Origin of the sequence: Paenibacillus sp. NRS-1760, from assembly GCF_050467785.1 — a bacterium.
Classification (GTDB): domain Bacteria; phylum Bacillota; class Bacilli; order Paenibacillales; family Paenibacillaceae; genus Pristimantibacillus.
The window spans coordinates 246907-263958 of sequence record NZ_JBITPK010000010.1 but is presented as its reverse complement, the minus strand read 5'-3'; the positions used below and the strand labels follow the sequence as shown (position 1 = coordinate 263958).

The following is a 17052-nucleotide window of genomic DNA, read 5'->3' as shown; positions in this document are numbered from 1 at the left end:
GCAGCCTCCCTCAGCCATCAATTGATCTTAACCATCGCGCCCTTCAGCGACAAAATGCCGTTAGCCTTTACCTCAAGCATGCCATTGGATTGAAGCGTGAGCGCTGCATCCGCCTCCACCTTCACCTGAGCGCCTTTTACGGTAACCGATTTTGAGCCCGTCACTTTTACATCACCTTGCGCGCTCATCTCAATCGTAGACGCTGAACCACATTTGATGGTGACCTTCTTTCCCGTCTCATCCAGCTTGATCGATTGCTGCTTGTCTTGCGTTTCAACCGTAACCGTCTTATCCTTATCGGCAAACGTAATATGATGGCCTTTTGACGTTTTTATCGTAACCGTGCCTGCGCTGCTCGTATCATCAAACGTAATCTCATGCCCGGTTTTCGTCTTGATTTTGCGAATATCGTTTTTGTCGTTCGGCGCAGGCGGCTTTTGTTTCTTGCTCCACAAAGAGCCAATGACGATCGGCTGATCCAGCCGCCCCATTAAGAAGGCGACAAGCACCTCATCATTCACCTCCGGCAAAAAGAGAGAGCCCATGTCGTTCCCGCCCATTAAAGTGGCAACGCGTACCCAATCAGTCTGGAGCTCACCTTCGCGCAGTGGAAACTTCACCTTTACGCGGCCAAGCTTATCCGGGTCCTTGTTGTCGGTAACGATTGCATTCCACACTCCGGACAGCTGCTCGGATTGCATGGAGCGCTGATGCTGGTCAAAAAAACCGGGATACATCGTGCTCATATCGCATTCCCCTCCGTCTCAAAATAAATCATGTAGCCATCCGTTGCGTCGAGTCTATGCGTAACCTTCGTCAATCGCAGCAGTTGATTTAGCTTGTCGCTGCCGAGACCCTCAATCTTGATTAATTCACCTGGCTTCATCTCTGGAAAACCAATCGAAGTTCCATGTCCGCTCACAAGCTCGCGGGAAATACGATCCAGCATCGCCTTCGCAAGCGATTGCGCCTCGTCCTGCGATGCTGCCTGCGTGTATACGACCTCCATCTTTTGATTAGAGAGCATGCTTGCTACACTGGGGCCGCTTTTGGTGTTCGTACCAATAATCGTAACCGAGCTGGCAACGGATTCTATCGCTTGTATCTTATCGACGTCATAGCCGCGAACTTTAACTTGTGATGTCTGGCTGGAAGCATCCACCGTCAGCGTGAACTGAACGAGGTTTTTCCCATATTTCAGCGTAATAAGCGGCGCTCCTGATGTTTTCGGTTTTTTGAAAATAAGCTTGGATGCTTCTACATAGAAATGCCTGTCGTTATCCATCGCGAGCGAGCGGACAAAATGATAATCGCTCACCCCGATTTGCTCAATCGTTTTTTTCGTGACGCCCGTATCGTCCAAATCGACAGACAAACCATAATTTCCGGCAATTTGCCGAACGACATCGCTGTCCTTCATTTGGTTCCACACCTTAGAGTGTGACGTCTTCATCATGAGAAAAGAGCGGTCCATTGCCGTTACGACAATGCTTGGGCTGCCGTTTGAAGGATAATCAATGGTATAACCTGTCATGATTCCATCAAATACAAGCGATTTTTTATCTGCGTAACCAAGCTTGATTTGCACCTTCTTGCCTACCGCAATCGTTGTGCCTACCCATTGCATGCGGGATTCGCTCCATATATAGCCATTAGAAATCGAAAACCTGGCGATATCCGCCTGTGCATCCGTCGTTTGCTCGACATCAACCCATTCTACGGCCATGTTCGAAAGCTTTATCAATTGACCCTCTATTAAAATATCAACCTCAGGTGCGCTAAAATCACCATATTTGGATTCCAAATCCTCAAAGGAGTATGCAGCCACGTTTTCACTCCAATCTCGGAATCGTCAAGCTTCTTCCGGATAACAGCATACGGGGGTTATCAATCCCATTCGCTTCGGCGATATGGCGCCATGCTCCCGGGTCCTCATATTCCTCAGCCGCTATTGACCACAGCTGATCCCCTTGCTTGACCGTCTTTTGCTTCGTACGATCGGCAGATTGACGCGGTATTTCTTGGTATTGTTCCTTCATCGTTTGCGAGCTCAGCATATCGACTGTTAAGGATGCCCTAACAGGGACGCCGGTTTCCAGAAACATCGTGTATTTCTGCGTAATGCTCGTAATAACTCCTTTAAAATCAAGCGAGCCCCAAATGAATTTACAGGTCGGCGGCGTGTGCAAATCCGAGTCAACATCGAGAATGCCCACGATTTTGGAAGTATAGGTACGAACGTCAATGCCCGCTTCATACGTATCAAAAAACAAATTCAGCTTCAATGTTGTCCGCTCACCGCTCGTAAATTGGGAGAGCGGGGTTTGCAGCCCCGCAATCTCCTTCTCCGCATATTGATTTCCGGATTCCATCTCATAATCAGTCGGGTTAAAAAGCACATCTACCTTCTCGGTTTCTTTCGCTCGAAAGATCCAAAACTGCGCTTTGCTTAATGCCATTCGATGTCCCCTCCAAATCTGTTCATTCTAGAAGCCTCTTCTTCGCTGCTCCAGCTTCATCTTTCGCTCCAACGCCTTATATACTTGATCCGCAATAGCTTCTGGATGCAGCTGCGGCATTTTCATAATCATCTTCTGCAGCTGCACAGGGTCCAGCTCGCGAGGCGCTTCCACCTTCACCTGACGCGGCGGCTCCTGTGCAGCGGGCCCACTTGGTTTATGATGCGAAAGTGTGGGCATCTCGCCTCGTTCCCCAAATGAAGCAGCGTTCGTCTCTGCTCCGCTAGGTGCAGCTTGGCCAGCTGTATTTCGATGACGGGCAGCTGCTGTATAACTAAGCCTTACTTGATCGCCAATTGTGCCGCTAGATTGAACGGAACTATGCTCAATACCGGCTTTTACAACCGATGTTAGTCCGCTAAGCAACGGCTTGTTTTCTTTGGATGCTTTTGCAGCAAGATTGGCGAAGCCAGAATGTCTTTGAATCGTTCGGAATGGAGTCACTCCTGCTCTGGATCCGCTATTCAAGAAAGATGACATTAGCGTTTGACGATTCACAGGATTGGTTTGTGCGCTGCGGTTATTTCTCTCGCCAATAGGGAGAGCAGGAGCTGACAGCTTCATGTCTCCTGATTCTGTCTGCTTGTGCACGCTTAGTGTTGGATACGCGCGCATGGATGCGGAAGCTTTCGCTGATTCCGTTGCTTCGGCTGACATTTCAAAGCGGTTAGCCAACGTTTGTGTTGCTTTATTCGCCACATCATTTAATGATTCAGCGCCATATGTTTTTTCTATTTTATTTACCGAGGTGCTGCTATTTTTACGGACTTGCCGCTGAACTAGTCTTGATTCGACCGGCTTTTGTTTCGCATCAGCGCTAGCGCTTGGCTTTGTGTTTGGAGAAGTCTGCTGCTCCGCTAGCCTTCGCACTAATGAAGTCGATGCTTGCCTAATATTATTGTTTTCAACCGCATATGCTGAGGTTTTAATCGCTTCAGATGGGAGCCATTCAGCAGCAAAACGATGAACCGTTCTTCCAACTAAAGGAGAAGCTGAATCTACTTTTGCTCCAGCATTAGCAGAAGAAAAAGGACTAGGCATTGTTGTCCCTTTTCTTTTCCCTTGTATTGCATTCTGAAGTATAGCGCTGATGCTCGCTTCATGATTTGCCGCTGTCATTCGCCGCTTATGCGACAGTGATGCTCCGTTTTTTAATAACGTCGTCTTATTATTCGCAGCTCTCGCAATTAATTGTCCGCGAACGGTAACAGGTGCCAAGCGCGTATTTAAACCAGCCTCTTCGCTTGGCTTCAATTCTCCCATTTTAGACAAATTCTCGGCTCTCGCACTCGCGTCTGTTCGACTGACACTAGCAGAAGCGCCTTGATTGAAATTCACATCATGCGTTAAGGTTTGCGATTCTGGTACGATTGTTCGTTTATGTAAAATAGCACGGCGGCTTTGAGCACGTATAATCCCTTTCGGATTATGATCCGTTGCAGCTTTATGCTTATAGATAAGCTGAGTTGACGGCTTCTTCAGGGCGGTAGCTTCGGATGCCTTGCTTGCATCCTGCCTTAGCACTGACTCTACGCTCTGCGCAGGCTGTCTCTGTTCAAAACGTCGCAAAACCATCTGGGTAGGCCTCGCAGCCATATTCCGATTCCTTATTCTTGCTGCTTCTTCTAGAGCATTTGATAATGTTTTTGAAGGTATAAATCTTTGAGATAAATCAGCTGATATCCCTGCTTGTGCCGCATGAATGGAAGTAGCAGCATTGTAAGTTTTTGTTTCATTTCGCTTCCGGCTGCTTACATTCGATGAAATATCAGCTGGATTAGCTTTAATCTCTTTTTTATGGGAAGGCACGACTGGATTAATCATGCTGCTATTATTCAGATTTACAGTTGAATCATTATCGACCTCTCGTGGCTGATCCGACTGTGAACGATTCGCTCGATGAATGAGACGTTTGGCAGCAATCGCTGATTGGCTGCTTCGATCAATTAATTCGTTCAACAGCTGCGGCTTCCGCTGCAATACTAGAAGCTGAAGCCTATTTCGATTAACATCTGTTATCTTGCTAGCGGTTACCTTGATACTAGAATGGATAGCTGCAGCTTCTGTTTCTGATTCTGCATTTGGTATTGCCAAACGATTCGGTTGATTCGTTTTATTCGCGGAGACATTTGATTGTACATCCGCTTCCTTGCCATTTGGTGCTGCTTCTTGCGACATCTCCGTTTGCTCGGTGCTATGTTTTTGATGATTACGATGCTTTAGCTCTAGCTGTTTTTTTCCTTTTGCACGATCTTCTTGCGGTAACGCATTATCGTCCTGTCTGCTCGAGAGCGTACGGAACATGTGTGTCGCTGTCTCTAGCTGCTCCAGCTTCACCGCTTCGGCTCTCTTCCCTGCCTCGCTTAGAACCTTACCCGCAGCGGCGCTTCTCTTCTCCGCCTCCCGCTGCTCCAGATTCACCGCTTCGGCTCTCTTCCCTGCCTCGCTTAGAACCTTACCCGCAGCGGCGCTTCTCTTCTCCGCTTCCCGCTGCTCCAACTTCACCGCTTCGGCTCTTTTCCCTGCCTCGCTTAGAACCTTGCCCGCAGCGGCGCTTCTCTTCTCCGCCTCCCGCTGCTCCAGCTTCACCGCTTCGGCTCTCTTATCAGCCTCACTTTGAACCTTTCTCGCAGCGGCGCTCTGCTTACCAGCCTCCCGCTGCTCCTGTGAAACGACAGCTCTGCGTGCATTCGTAAGCTGCAAAGGCGCCTTGCTCAATGATGCGCCAGAATCGTTAGCCTGCTTGAGGTTAGACTTAAGCTGAGCTCGATCCTTCGCCAGCGGCTTATTAAGGTTATCCAGCTTGCGAAGCGATTGAATGACAATACCGGGTTGAAGCTTGGCTTGCAGCCATTTATAGTAATCCGCCTGCTGCTCTGCCTTCAATGGTTGGGTAGGCAGCTGCAAGACATGCGGTATTATTCGTTTGGAATGGTCATGCTTGACTCTGTTCGTAATTATACTGCTGTTAACAATCTCATCTAACTGCTTCGTAATGCCTGTTTTGTGGAGTGCTCCATCATTCGTTTCTTTCCCTTGAACTGGCTGTGCTATTGCCATTTCTCTTATTGTTCTTAGTTCTTTGACAATATGTGTCACATCTCTGAATACGATCGTTTCACGCTCTACCGTTACTCGCTCGCGCATCATGATGCGCTCAGGCTTGCGCTCTGGACTAGGCGGCGTTTTTTTATTGTTGCCGTTATTTGGTGCTGCTGCTTTAGGTGCTACGACTTGCACATGCAGCGTTTGCTGAGTAATGGTCGGTTCATTTTTGATCACATGCGACATAGCAACCCGCTCAAATATTTTGCGTCCTGTGCCTGTCTTATATTTATTTAAGATGCCTCCGGCAAACGGCTGAACCGACGTTGATTGCTTTGTCGCAGCTTTGCCCATACGGTCCAAAATTCGTTTCATACCGGTGCATCCTCCTATTCCCGTTCAACTTGCAATTTATGATTCATTAACGTTTAACTTCATGCACAACCCTACTTCTGAAAATCGCCATATAAACCGCTATGAATAATTTCTATCGTTTCAACCGCAATGTCACTCGTGCTCGCATTCAGATGCGGCCCGGTCCACCTCACCGGATAAGCATCAAAGAAGCTCCAGCGTCCAAATTCTGTTCCATCAGCAGATTGCAGTACAATCGCACCCGTTTTGCGGTCAATCGTTCCATCTATTGTGCTTTCGTACCAGCTCCAAAGAGCAGGCGATTTGGTCATGCCCTTGCGCAGCACGAGATTTGGGAACCGAACGCCCATCGGCAGCTTATGAACATAACCATTCACTCCGCCTTCACGGTATTCCTCAATTTCTGTTTCTGCCTCAAGTCCCGAAACCTCAGAGAACCCAGCAACAAAAATGTCATCGAGCTCCACCCAAAACTTGAATGTTGTAGCTACATCGTGAAAGCGACCTTTCTCTTGCCCCTTCATGACTGCCATAGCGCCGCGTCACCTCTTTCCAAAAACGTCGAAAATGTTTTTCTTACCGCTATCTGATTCATCGTTCATCTTGCGATTAATTTTGGAAATTTCATCGCACCAGCGCCTGCGTTCTGCATGCTCCATGCTCATAATTTCGTCATGCGACCAATGAAAATAATACGCGACGAAGCCTACCTCCTCGTACAGCCGGTCAACCGGATAACCTAAGAGAGAGCTTCCGTTAAGGACAAAAAATCGACAGCCACCTCGAACTCGTGGTCACATTTGGGACAAGCGGTAAGCACCTTAGGCGCCTCTAAGTCATTAATCTGACGATATAGATTTTGCAAATAAGCAAGATCTGCCGTAAACAGCTTCTCAATCAGCTTCGTATCAATATGCCTAACGTCCCCAAGCTTCGTTACCACTCTAGCCATCAAAATAACGGTCAAATAACTAGGGTTGGATTGTACGCGCGGGTCCTTCATCGGTAAAATTTCATCAGCTGCTGTAGCAAGCCGCATAACACCCCGCCGGTGGAGATTACCTTGATCATCCACGTAGCCGCGAGGCAATTCAAATTCATATTCCGTTTGAAACGCCATCCGGTCATCACTCCAATATGTAAAATAGAATCAATTTCTAGAAAAGCGGAAAACAAGAGAGGAGCAAACGATTTCTCGCCTGCTGACCTCCCTTGTTCGCCATAAACCAGCTTTAATTACTCATTTCTATGCGGTGCGCGTTAAGCCCTCATGAGCGAATTCAATCAGCTCTAGCGCAATATCATTGCCGGTACCATTGAAGGTAGGCGCAGTATATTTAACAGGCCAAGCTTCGATAACCTGCCAAGTAGCCACGTCTTCGCCTTCTTCGTCAAGCGCGATGATCGTAATCGTTTTGCGCTCAATCGTTCCTTCGGCGCATTCTTGAAGCCAATCATACAGCTCCATCGATTCAGTCGTGCCCCATTTCAGTGAAATGTTGCCGTACTTGATTAAGCCTGGAAGCTTGCGAGGTGTAATAACCTCGTTGCCCTCGCGGTATTCGACCACATCAAAGGTTGCCTCAAAACCGGAAACCTCGCTAAATCCTGCTTGCTCAAGTCCTTCTACTTCTACACGAAATCTAAAATTGCGATATGGATCAATACGATCTCCTGGCATGTGGATCCCCTTCCGTTATTCGATATGGAAGCTAATGACTATTCCGAACCTGTTTTTTGCGTGATGCGGAATACGACGAATTCAGCTGGTTTCACCGGCGCTACGCCGATTACACAAATCAATCGTCCATTGTCGATGTCATCCTGTGTCATCGTTGAACGTCCAATTTCAATATAAAATGCTTCAGACGGGCTTGTACCAGACAATGCTCCGTCACGCCATACACGAGTTAAGAAAGCGTCAATCGTGCGCTGAACCCGGGCCCATAGCTGCTCGGTATTGGGTTCAAATACAACCCAACTTGATCCATTCATGATCGAACCTTCGATGAAAATGAATAAGCGGCGTACGTTGATATATTTCCAAAGTGTATTGGATGAACATGTACGAGCGCCCCATACGCGAATGCCTTGACCTGTAAAAGCACGAATCAAGTTGACGCCTGCTGGGTTAAGAATATCCTGCTCGCCATTGTTATATTGAACGTCTAGGCCTACTACACCGCGAAGCGTTTCGTTGGCAGGCGCCTTTTGTACGCCGCGTGTCGTGTCAGAACGAGCATATACCCCAGCGATTGTACCAGATGGCGGGATGAAAATATTGCGTTTGTCAAGCGGGTCAAACACTTGCAGCCATGGATTATACAGTGCGCAATAGCTTGAATCGAACAAATCACGATGAGCAAGCACATCCTGTACCTTCGTTACTTCGCGAGGAAGATCAAGAATCGCAAAGCGGCTTCCCAAGCTTTCACAATGAGCAACCAGCGACAGCTGTACGTTAGGATCGGTTACACCTGGAATCGCCATGATGCTGACAACATCGTTGTCGATAAACGACTGGATGCCTGTTCTTCTGCCTGGACCAAAGTCTTCGCCGATAAAATCAGCAGCCGACAAGCTTGCAGCAGAACCATCACTGCCGCCCGCAAGCAGAATTTCAAATACGGCAAGCTCAGAACCAGCAATTTGCTCTAGCGGAGCAATGCTCTCTTCCGATGCCTTTAGTACTTGTACGCTTACGATATTCGAGCGGGATACCAGCTTCTCCACATAGTTTGGAGCCTCTGGATTTAGTGATGCTTTCTCGTAGGTTTCCGACTCCGTTCCGTAAAGCACGTTAATCGTAAACTCCGAGGAACTCAGTACTTTAGTTGGAACTAGAGCCGTATCCACTACATCGCCGCTAAGTGCTTCTGCAAGCTCAATCACTTGATCATGAACAGAAATGATGCGGTTGTATTGCTTCTCTGTACCATTTGTAAAAACGACCACATCTCCAGCATAAAAGCCAGCAGCGTTTTTCACGCGGTAACGATTGCCTTCGCTTGCTTCAAAGATCGGTGTTTTTGCTTTGCTTGCAGGCACAACAACAGCACGAATTTGATTGCCCCAAGCGCCTGGATTTTTGGCGGTAATGGAGAGAACCGCATCCTTCTGAGCTTCGTTAGAGGCTGTTTTGGCATCTGACGGCGCTACCCGGGAAATGAAGCAGCGGGAGCCTCCGTTTGTGAAAAACTGATTAACCGCATGCGCAAGAAAACGGTATGAGCCAAAAGCATTTTCAGATAAATAGGAACCATATACACGTCCAAAATCAGCTGGACTTGTAATAAGCTGCGGTAAACCCTCGACTGGTCCGCGAGCAGCAAGCCCAATAAAGCCCGCTGTGCTCGTACTAACACCTTCCAGTGGTTTGGCGCCGCTCTCAAATTCCTCCACATAGACGCCTGGCGATAAATACTCAGCCATGTGTGATCTCCTCTCTGAATCTATTTATGTATTAGGTAATGGCAGGCATATTTCTCCCGCGTCAACCCCAAGACCAATTGGAATGCGTCAGAATAGCTAATCCTACTGAAGGACTAAAGTCTGCGCTGATACTACTTCACCCGCTTGCGCCGTCAACTCGGTCGCAGCGCTGCCATGTTCATTGATTGCAAACACTTTAATAGGAAAGCTCTTCGTCAGTATGCCGCGGAATGGAAGGATAACAATACCATTGTTTGCACTGCTCGTTTGAACAGCAGGCAATAATAGCGCGCCTCTTCGATAGTTTTCCTTCAATGGCTGCTCGAATCGCAGTCCATTGCCGGGCAAAATCTCAGCTACACGCACAAGCTCCTCATTGCCTTGACCGCGAAGCAGCAAGCTCTCGCCTGCAACCGTCTGTCCCTGCAACTGCCCCACTGCTGCTGTATCTGCACCAGCAAGCAGCGAATCTTGCATAATTCTACCTCGTGCTGTGGCATCCTCGCATATGTAAGCCCAAACCTCAGCATCAGCACAAGGTCTTCTAGCAGCATTACATAACTCAAAGGTGACAGCTGTCGAATCTGCAGGATAAGCATATTTGGGACTAGGCAAAAGTGGTACTGTAATCATTGGGTATAATTTTGAAATAGAAGCGGTTTCAATCTGTTTCCTGTAGGGTATAAATACAGATGAGGTAACGGAGAGCACATAGCTGCCAGAGGGAAGGTCAAGAAACAGAAAGGTCCCGTCAGGCTTCCGAATGGGTTTCTTATGAATGCCCTCAAGTGAAACGGATAACGCGGAAGGTGCAAGCAGCCTTCTTGTCCATACGTCAACTGGCGATACAACAAGCGAGCAGCGAGTTACCCTCGTTGAACGATGGTGTGACATATTAGCCACCGTCCTTTTCCTCAAGCACAATATGACGCTCGACAACTCGCGAAACCGGCTTCACACGATTCGAATCGAGCATGACTGGGCCTACGCGATAGACGACAGAAAGCTTGTACGGCGTATCACCAAACTGCCAAAGCTTTAGTAAATCTTCGCCTTCCATGCTGACTAGACTCATCCTTATCGCACCGTTTCCTTCAGCAAGCGTGCCTTCAAGATATGTACCGCTGAGCACGGCGTTATCATAAAAGACCTGCATAGCACGACCTAATATCCGATGCTCGTCCAATGCACGCGTTAATCGATTCGCACTCGAATGCGCTGTCATTAAAAAATAAAAATCAAGCGCTTGCGGCGGGTACTGAAGCACTCCTCCACGATCCACCATGCCCGTCCGGCGAGATTCGCCATTTTCCTTAACGTTGAACAAAAACAAGGAAAGAGCTAGATCGCCTGCATCCCGGGGCGAAGCCATTCCGATCAACTCGGGACGCGGCACTGGGTCAGGCGTAAGATGATCACGTAGCAAGCGCAGCATGCTGGCTTCCAAATCCGCAATAACCGTATATCCACCCATCAGCCTATCACTCCCAAAAAAATCAAAATGGTATTCGATTTCTATTATAGCTTCTCTACTACCAATTGACTACGCAAAATTACTCAATTTATGTCAATTTTCCTGACTTCGCGAACCAAATTCAGTAAAATTACTACATTTTACAACAAATTATTGAGAAAAACTTGCTAGTTATATGGTTCGAACGATTCTTTCACGACAATTTTCCCCATCTTGTGGAGCTCTTGACGTGTCGCACGGACCATATGCCTCATGCCGATTGGAGCTTGCTCCGAGGCAGCCATAAACGCGGCAGACAGGACAATATTTTTAATATGACCGCCTGATGCATCTATGCGCGCTGCTAGAAATGACAGATCAAGATCAGGATCAAGCGGCGCATCCTTAGGCAGCAGCGAGCGGAAAATTTGCTCCCGATGGGCTGCATCCGGGAATGGAAAGTTAACTATTACCTGCATTCTTCGCAAAAAGGCTTCGTCCATATTTTGCAGTAAATTGGTTGCTAGAATCGATATACCCTCGAAACTTTCAATGCGCTGCAGAAGATAGGATGCCTCCATATTCGCGAATCTATCATTTGAATCTTTTACTTCCGTTCGTTTGCCGAACAAGGAGTCTCCTTCGTCAAAAAACAGGACAGCCCCGCTGCTTTCCGCTTCAGCAAACAGCTCTCTCAAGTTTTTTTCCGTTTCTCCGATATATTTGCTCACAACGCGCGACAGATCAATACGGTAAAGCTCTAGACCCATCTCTCCCGCAACGACTTCAGCTGCCATCGTTTTGCCCGTGCCAGGAGGCCCAGCAAACAACATGCTTAAGCCTCGACCATAAGGAAGCTTATGACCAAAGCCCCATCGATTAAACACCGTTTCGCTATGCTTATGCCTGCTGCACGCATCCTTAAGAAGCTCCAGCGGCTCCTCTGGCAATATCAGATCATCCCATCGCCGAACTAGCCGTTGCTTTTCCGCAAGCTCGGACAAACGATGCTGAACCTGTGTTCGCGAGGCATGGGCATAATCATCAAGTGTAGGGAACTCGTGCTTGTGATGGTAAGCTAGGCGATCTGCTTGTTTGCTCATTCCCTCGATCTGCCCAGCTGTAAAAGCATACTTATCGGCTAAATGTCTGAGCAGACTACGATCCGCTCTTTCATCGCTGCAGCGCTGCCAGAGCTGCAATCGCACTTCTGCGTTAGGAACATGCACAGTGTGGCTCGTTAATGCAGAAAACGCTGGAAGCGGCAGCTGTGAGGCACGCCTTTCTACACGCGTCAGCCATAACACGACAGGGAGCCTTGCTAATTCTATATAGTTAGCAAGCGCCTTGCGAACCCTTTCCTGCTGATGAGGCCAGCCCTCAGCTGCGCTTCTTTCACCCTCCCCCTCATCGAAGCATAAAACAGCTACAGATAAGAGCGATTCACGTACAATATTGTTCAACTGCTCCGTCATCGCATCTTCATCCTTAGCAAGCTTGTCTAGCTTGACAAGCAGCAGCGGCTGCTCCAAAGACTGAGCCAGATGTCTGGCATGCAGCTTTTTGCCGGCGCCCGAAGGTCCGCTTAACTGAATAAACGGTATTTCATACTGCTCATTCTCATCATCTTGAGTGAATGCTTTGTCTCCCTTGAAGGATCGTTCCCTTTGCACAATTTGCAGCAGCATGTCTTGAAGCTCGAAATTAAACGCCAGCTCTGGAGCTGACCTCGCCCCATCGTATAAGGTACAAACGTCTTCAATTCTGGAATCCAGCTTTTCAGTATCCAGCAGAAACGAGATAATACGGGCGTCCATGCGCAGCGGCTGCTTCAGCATGCTTCTCTCAGTAGGTACTGCCGCTCTGCCTGATCTCAGCACAAATCTGCCAAGGGTCGAATAACCTGCGAGCAGCGAACGAGCATGATAAAACTCTTCTTTCGAATCTCCTAACAATCGCAGCGCAAGCTCCGCAGTAGGCACCCGCAGCGTAACGTCGTCATTCAAATAGCCAAACCAGCTTTCATAACGTGAATCAAGCTCAGCTGCAAGGCATAACATAACGCAGCGTTTTTCCCATGTCGAAAGACGAAGAGTCCATGACAAATAAGCGAACGGGAGCCTTGCTCCCTCGCTTACGCTGTCATGGATGTGCTGTGAAAACTGTCGTTCCGCTTCTAATCGAAATTGTCTAAACGAAGCTAGTGCATCTACTTCCTGTAAAGACTCGTTTCCTAGAAACGATCGTTCTATATCGATAGCATTAACGACGAGGCCGCGCATTGACATTGGCGTTTGACCATCGATTTCCTTGCTCTCAAAATCTGCAAGAAGAACTCGCAGCCCTTGTTCCAGCAAAGCGAGCTCGTCACGTAAATAATCGAATCCTGTTTCATAAAATCGCATGATGGTTCACCCTTATATGAATGCATTACGCTTATCGGCGCATGAGGCAAAGTACCGCAATATCGTCGGATTGTGGAGCTCCGTCCGCGAACATGAACACGTCCATCAGCAGCGCATCGATGATTTCAGCGCTAGAATAACCGGACGTTTGAGATAAGAAATTTTGTAAACGACTAGTGGAATACTGCTCTTGCAGTTCGTTCTCAGCCTCGGTAATACCATCGGTGTAGAGGACAAAACGATCGCCATGCTCAAGCTCGATGGTCTGATTCCGATAAGTGAATTCAGGGAAAGAACCAAGCGGGATGCCTTTGGGGAGCTTAATCGGCAGAACGGAACCATCCGCTTTGACAATGTAAGGAGTACAATGTCCGCCATCGCTAAGCACAACCTCGCCAGTCGCAATGTTCAGCACGCCGCATATGATCGTTGCGAATAGCTGCGCATTGTCCGTACAAAGCTCATCGTTGACCATTTCCAGCAGCTCGCCTGGCGAGAGCTTCGCATTCATTTTCCCTTTAATTAACGAAAGCGTCATCGCCATGAACAGCGCAGCTGGTATTCCTTTATCCGACACGTCACCTAGTGTGAAAAACAGATGCTCCTTGTCTATTTTGAAAAAGTTGTAGAAGTCGCCTCCTACCTCTTTCGCTGACTTCAACAGTGCACAAACGTCAAAAGGTTCATTTGAGGAAGGCATTGTCGTAGGAAGAAAGCTGAGCTGAATGCTGCCGGCAATTTGCAGTTCATTCTCAAGGCGATCCTTGAGTGCTGTTGCCATTTGCAGCTCCCCCACCGACTCCTCAAGCGCTTCATAGAGTCTAGCATTATCCAGTGCCAATGCCAGAGGCCTTGCGAACTGAGTAAGCGTCTCATGATCTGCCCTACTAAATCGAGCTCCGCCGATCTTAGCGGTTGCTTCCAGAACACCCACCTTGCGGCCTCTCGCCATCATCGGCACGCTTACCTTATCGCCGACGCTATGATCCATGGTTTTTGTAAGCTCATTATCTTGCGAATCCCAGTCATCGACCAGACCAACCGCTGCCTCTTCTGCGAATATAAGCTGCTTCGCTGCTGCATTTACCGAATTTATTAGCTCCGGCTGATGCAGCGAGGAATGAACCTGCGTGCTTAAATCAAACAGCATTTCCATACGCCTCAGCTTTGCGGTAAGACGACGATTGCAAACGAATAAATATGCCGCAGCGCCAAGGCCCGCAGCTCCGAATATTAAATAGAGTACTGACAAGACCGTTACCGCCTCTCTAGCTTCAGCTGAACCATCATTAAGCCCCTGCTCCCAGTTTGACTAGCGCTTCTTCCCGTGTCTTCGCCATATCCAATATGGTTGTAAAACCCGACATTTCAAATACATCATAGACTTGCTCGCCGAGACATGCGCAAACCATCTGTCCTTTAGAGGCTCTAAGCTTCTTAGCCGCCACCAGTATAACGCGCAGTCCCGCACTGCTTATGTATTGCAGATTCGTAAAATCAAAAATAAATTGCTGCTTGCCTTCTGCAAATAGCTTCAAGAAAGCTTGCTCCGCTATCGTCGCATTATTCCCATCCAATCTTCCCTCTAGTGGAATAATCGTAATGCCATTTAACTCCGTTGCTTGAATGTTCATATGTCTGCTTCCTCCCGCTTATCGCCATTGCTATTAAGTACGAATTGCTTGCGCATGCGGAAGCGATTCAAACCGCCCGCATATTCATAATGAATGTCATCCATTAACCTTTTCACAAAAAAAATACCCAAGCCGCCAATCGGACGATCCTCCAGCTCGAGCTCTAATAATGCTCTAGGATCAGCCTCCTGCAGCGGATTAAAGGGAACGCCCCCGTCTTCTATTTTCACTTCAACGCTGGTTGGAGAAGCTTGAATAATGACGTCAATATGATGCTCTCCCCCAGATGGGAAGCCGTAGTTTACAATGTTGATGACAAGCTCCTCGCATGCTAGAGACAAGTCGAGAACTGCGCGTTCAGACCAGCCCGCCTCGGCACCGATTTGTTCAAGCCCTTCATTCAGACGCTGAAGCTCATCCAGCCGATTGTACAGCTTAATTTCACGATCGATGGGAAATTGCCAATCGTTCGACATTTACTACCCCCCAAATTGAATCTGTCCTATCCGAGCAGAAACTAAGCAAGATATGAATCTAGTAGTTCTACGAATTCTGTTGGAATCCTGCTATTTTTGTCGAATAGTTTGAAGTGCATTTCAGCAAAAGTTTTAACGTTCAACAAGCCCCTGTTCAAAGGCGTAAATCGTCAACTGTACGCGATTAGCGAGATGAAGCTTTTGCAAAATATTTTTTAGATGGTTTTTTACCGTATGCTCCGATAAGCACAGCTCTCCTGCAATCTCACGATTGGAAGCGCCTGTAGCCACCCGCTCAAGCACTTCTTTCTCCCGATCGGTCAGCGGAGTCGTAATAATAGACGCATTTTTATCCAGCGTTTGAGGTTTATTCACAAGATGCTTGGTCTCCTGCGGCTTCATTTTCGAAAATTCCTGCAGCATGCGAAAGGCAAGCTCCTTCGACATCGGTGCTTCATCTAAAGATATCGCTCGCAAATATTCCATCCATGAGGACGGGGCAAGATTTTTGAGCAAATAACCTTGCGCTCCTCGCTTTATCGCTTCGAATAAATTAGTAATGTCATCGGAGACCGTTACCATGACAATTTTTAATGAGGGCATTAGCAGCTTGAGCCGCTGCGTCGCTTCGAGTCCGCCAATGCCAGGCATATTAATGTCCATAAGCACCAAATCGGGCTGTAATTCTTCGATTGCAGCGATTGCCTCCTCGCCGCTTGCCGCTTCCCCTATTACTTCAAATGAGTCATCGCTTAATACGATATCGCGTATGCCTTCCCGGCCGTGGGGATGGTCATCTACTAAAAAAACGCGTACCTTAGCCGTTTTATCCGTCATTTGGCATCACTCCTTCCGATGATTTCGACTTTTGTACCCTGTGGTTTCGTCTGCTGTACCGTCATCGTCCAGCCCATCGCAGCTGCTCGCTCCTGCATCATTTTGACCCCATACTTGCCTTTGCCGTGAAGCTTCTCCTTCTCAGCCCCGATACCATCATCGAGAATGGAGCAGCGGAAAGTATTTGGCGTCTTATCGGAGCTTCCGACTCCTTCGCCTTGAATAATAATTTGTTTTGCTTTCGCATGCTTCTGTACGTTCATAAGAGCCTCACGCATAATGGCCAGTAATTCGACCTTCTGCTTATAGGACAACAAGCCGTCCTGTACATGCCATTCCACTGTTGTTTGAATGCCGGAAGTCTGTTCCATTTCAACAGTTAAATGGTGGATGCTTTGCATCCATGACATATCGGCTGGTAAAGGCGCATCGTGTAAATTGGCAATAGATTGCCTGACATCATCATATACATGCCTCACGGTTTTTCTAATCTGATCCGTCGTTTGCTGTGCATCAGAAGCGGACTTCGCCCGCTCCAGCTTGTCCAGCTTAACCGATAGCATAAACAACGATTGTGATATGCCATCATGAAGCTCGCGAGCGAGCTGCTCACGTTCCTCAAGAGCCGCCTTGACAATACGCTCGCGCTGCAGCGTCTCTTGCGTTTGCTCCAGCTTAGCGAATAACGCACGGAGCAGCGTCAGTGAAATAATAAAAACAAAAACAGGCGCGAGCAAATTGCCGAGATCCATCGAAATGAACGGGAGCAGCAATGCGTGGCGCAAATATTCCCATAGCCCGATAGCGACCGTCGGAATCCATAAAATTAGCCATTTCAGCCATTTATATGACATCTGCTCAGCCCCCTTTCTCCCC

At 48.0% G+C, this 17052-nt stretch carries 17 protein-coding genes; all 17 read right to left on the bottom strand.

Annotated elements, in window-relative coordinates; translation table 11 throughout:
* Nucleotides 1–17 precede the first annotated feature (17 nt).
* Nucleotides 18–746 carry a phage baseplate assembly protein V gene (locus tag ACIFSR_RS12240; RefSeq protein ID WP_339207680.1) on the bottom strand — a complete coding sequence of 243 codons (729 nt, stop codon included), beginning with the start codon at nt 744–746 and terminating at the stop codon, nt 18–20.
* Complete coding sequence (locus tag ACIFSR_RS12235) at nt 743–1828, bottom strand: phage late control D family protein (RefSeq protein ID WP_430057594.1); 1086 nt, start codon at nt 1826–1828, stop codon at nt 743–745. Before ACIFSR_RS12235 ends, ACIFSR_RS12240 begins: the two co-directional genes overlap by 4 nt.
* 4 nt (nt 1829–1832) lie before the next feature.
* Nucleotides 1833–2459, bottom strand: coding sequence for a LysM peptidoglycan-binding domain-containing protein (locus tag ACIFSR_RS12230; protein WP_076267910.1), 627 nt, complete (start codon nt 2457–2459; stop codon nt 1833–1835).
* Between the two features lie 27 nt (nt 2460–2486).
* Nucleotides 2487–5939, bottom strand: coding sequence for a hypothetical protein (locus ACIFSR_RS12225; protein ID WP_430057592.1), 3453 nt, complete (start codon nt 5937–5939; stop codon nt 2487–2489).
* Nucleotides 5940–6010: 71 nt separating this feature from the next.
* Complete coding sequence (locus ACIFSR_RS12220) at nt 6011–6472, bottom strand: phage tail protein (RefSeq protein WP_256710880.1); 462 nt, start codon at nt 6470–6472, stop codon at nt 6011–6013.
* A 9-nt stretch (nt 6473–6481) separates the two neighbouring features.
* Nucleotides 6482–6661 (bottom strand): DUF6760 family protein, encoded by a 180-nt coding sequence (locus ACIFSR_RS12215; protein ID WP_076267912.1) that lies wholly within the window; start codon nt 6659–6661, stop codon nt 6482–6484.
* A gap of 17 nt (nt 6662–6678) precedes the next feature.
* Complete coding sequence (locus ACIFSR_RS12210) at nt 6679–7059, bottom strand: hypothetical protein (protein ID WP_028611985.1); 381 nt, start codon at nt 7057–7059, stop codon at nt 6679–6681.
* 126 nt (nt 7060–7185) lie between these two features.
* Complete coding sequence (locus tag ACIFSR_RS12205; RefSeq protein WP_076267913.1) at nt 7186–7620, bottom strand: phage tail protein; 435 nt, start codon at nt 7618–7620, stop codon at nt 7186–7188.
* Nucleotides 7621–7658: 38 nt separating this feature from the next.
* On the bottom strand, nt 7659–9371 hold the full coding sequence (locus tag ACIFSR_RS12200) for a phage tail sheath family protein (RefSeq protein WP_430057590.1): 1713 nt from the start codon (nt 9369–9371) through the stop codon (nt 7659–7661).
* 102 nt (nt 9372–9473) lie between these two features.
* Nucleotides 9474–10274, bottom strand: coding sequence for a hypothetical protein (locus tag ACIFSR_RS12195; protein WP_430057589.1), 801 nt, complete (start codon nt 10272–10274; stop codon nt 9474–9476).
* Nucleotides 10267–10845 carry a DUF4255 domain-containing protein gene (locus tag ACIFSR_RS12190; RefSeq protein ID WP_339207668.1) on the bottom strand — a complete coding sequence of 193 codons (579 nt, stop codon included), beginning with the start codon at nt 10843–10845 and terminating at the stop codon, nt 10267–10269. The genes ACIFSR_RS12195 and ACIFSR_RS12190 overlap by 8 nt, the downstream gene beginning before the upstream one ends.
* Nucleotides 10846–11012: 167 nt before the next feature.
* Complete coding sequence (locus tag ACIFSR_RS12185) at nt 11013–13229, bottom strand: AAA family ATPase (protein ID WP_430057588.1); 2217 nt, start codon at nt 13227–13229, stop codon at nt 11013–11015.
* Nucleotides 13230–13260: 31 nt separating this feature from the next.
* Nucleotides 13261–14481: a PP2C family protein-serine/threonine phosphatase gene (locus ACIFSR_RS12180; RefSeq protein WP_430057586.1), complete on the bottom strand. Its 1221-nt coding sequence runs from the start codon at nt 14479–14481 to the stop codon at nt 13261–13263.
* A 37-nt stretch (nt 14482–14518) separates the two neighbouring features.
* Nucleotides 14519–14863 carry an STAS domain-containing protein gene (locus ACIFSR_RS12175; protein WP_076267919.1) on the bottom strand — a complete coding sequence of 115 codons (345 nt, stop codon included), beginning with the start codon at nt 14861–14863 and terminating at the stop codon, nt 14519–14521.
* Nucleotides 14860–15339: an ATP-binding protein gene (locus tag ACIFSR_RS12170; RefSeq protein ID WP_339207663.1), complete on the bottom strand. Its 480-nt coding sequence runs from the start codon at nt 15337–15339 to the stop codon at nt 14860–14862. Before ACIFSR_RS12170 ends, ACIFSR_RS12175 begins: the two co-directional genes overlap by 4 nt.
* 132 nt (nt 15340–15471) lie before the next feature.
* Nucleotides 15472–16176, bottom strand: a complete 705-nt coding sequence (locus ACIFSR_RS12165) for a response regulator transcription factor (protein ID WP_339207661.1) — start codon at nt 16174–16176, stop codon at nt 15472–15474.
* The gene (locus tag ACIFSR_RS12160) at nt 16173–17030 is read right to left on the bottom strand and encodes a sensor histidine kinase (protein ID WP_339207660.1); all 858 of its coding nucleotides are present in this window, start codon (nt 17028–17030) and stop codon (nt 16173–16175) included. The genes ACIFSR_RS12165 and ACIFSR_RS12160 overlap by 4 nt, the downstream gene beginning before the upstream one ends.
* Between the last annotated feature and the right edge of the window lie 22 nt (nt 17031–17052).

Bases quoted from the DNA above. Each gene is read 5' to 3' on its own strand.
- ACIFSR_RS12240 (WP_339207680.1), bottom strand. From the start codon at position 746: ATGAGCACGATGTATCCCGGTTTTTTTGACCAGCATCAGCGCTCCATG.
- ACIFSR_RS12230 (WP_076267910.1), bottom strand. From the start codon at position 2,459: ATGGCATTAAGCAAAGCGCAGTTTTGGATCTTTCGAGCGAAAGAAACC.
- ACIFSR_RS12225 (WP_430057592.1), bottom strand. From the start codon at position 5,939: ATGAAACGAATTTTGGACCGTATGGGCAAAGCTGCGACAAAGCAATCA.
- ACIFSR_RS12220 (WP_256710880.1), bottom strand. From the start codon at position 6,472: ATGGCAGTCATGAAGGGGCAAGAGAAAGGTCGCTTTCACGATGTAGCT.
- ACIFSR_RS12210 (WP_028611985.1), bottom strand. From the start codon at position 7,059: ATGGCGTTTCAAACGGAATATGAATTTGAATTGCCTCGCGGCTACGTG.
- ACIFSR_RS12205 (WP_076267913.1), bottom strand. From the start codon at position 7,620: ATGCCAGGAGATCGTATTGATCCATATCGCAATTTTAGATTTCGTGTA.
- ACIFSR_RS12200 (WP_430057590.1), bottom strand. From the start codon at position 9,371: ATGGCTGAGTATTTATCGCCAGGCGTCTATGTGGAGGAATTTGAGAGC.
- ACIFSR_RS12190 (WP_339207668.1), bottom strand. From the start codon at position 10,845: ATGGGTGGATATACGGTTATTGCGGATTTGGAAGCCAGCATGCTGCGC.
- ACIFSR_RS12185 (WP_430057588.1), bottom strand. From the start codon at position 13,229: ATGCGATTTTATGAAACAGGATTCGATTATTTACGTGACGAGCTCGCT.
- ACIFSR_RS12175 (WP_076267919.1), bottom strand. From the start codon at position 14,863: ATGAACATTCAAGCAACGGAGTTAAATGGCATTACGATTATTCCACTA.
- ACIFSR_RS12170 (WP_339207663.1), bottom strand. From the start codon at position 15,339: ATGTCGAACGATTGGCAATTTCCCATCGATCGTGAAATTAAGCTGTAC.
- ACIFSR_RS12165 (WP_339207661.1), bottom strand. From the start codon at position 16,176: ATGACGGATAAAACGGCTAAGGTACGCGTTTTTTTAGTAGATGACCAT.
- ACIFSR_RS12160 (WP_339207660.1), bottom strand. From the start codon at position 17,030: ATGTCATATAAATGGCTGAAATGGCTAATTTTATGGATTCCGACGGTC.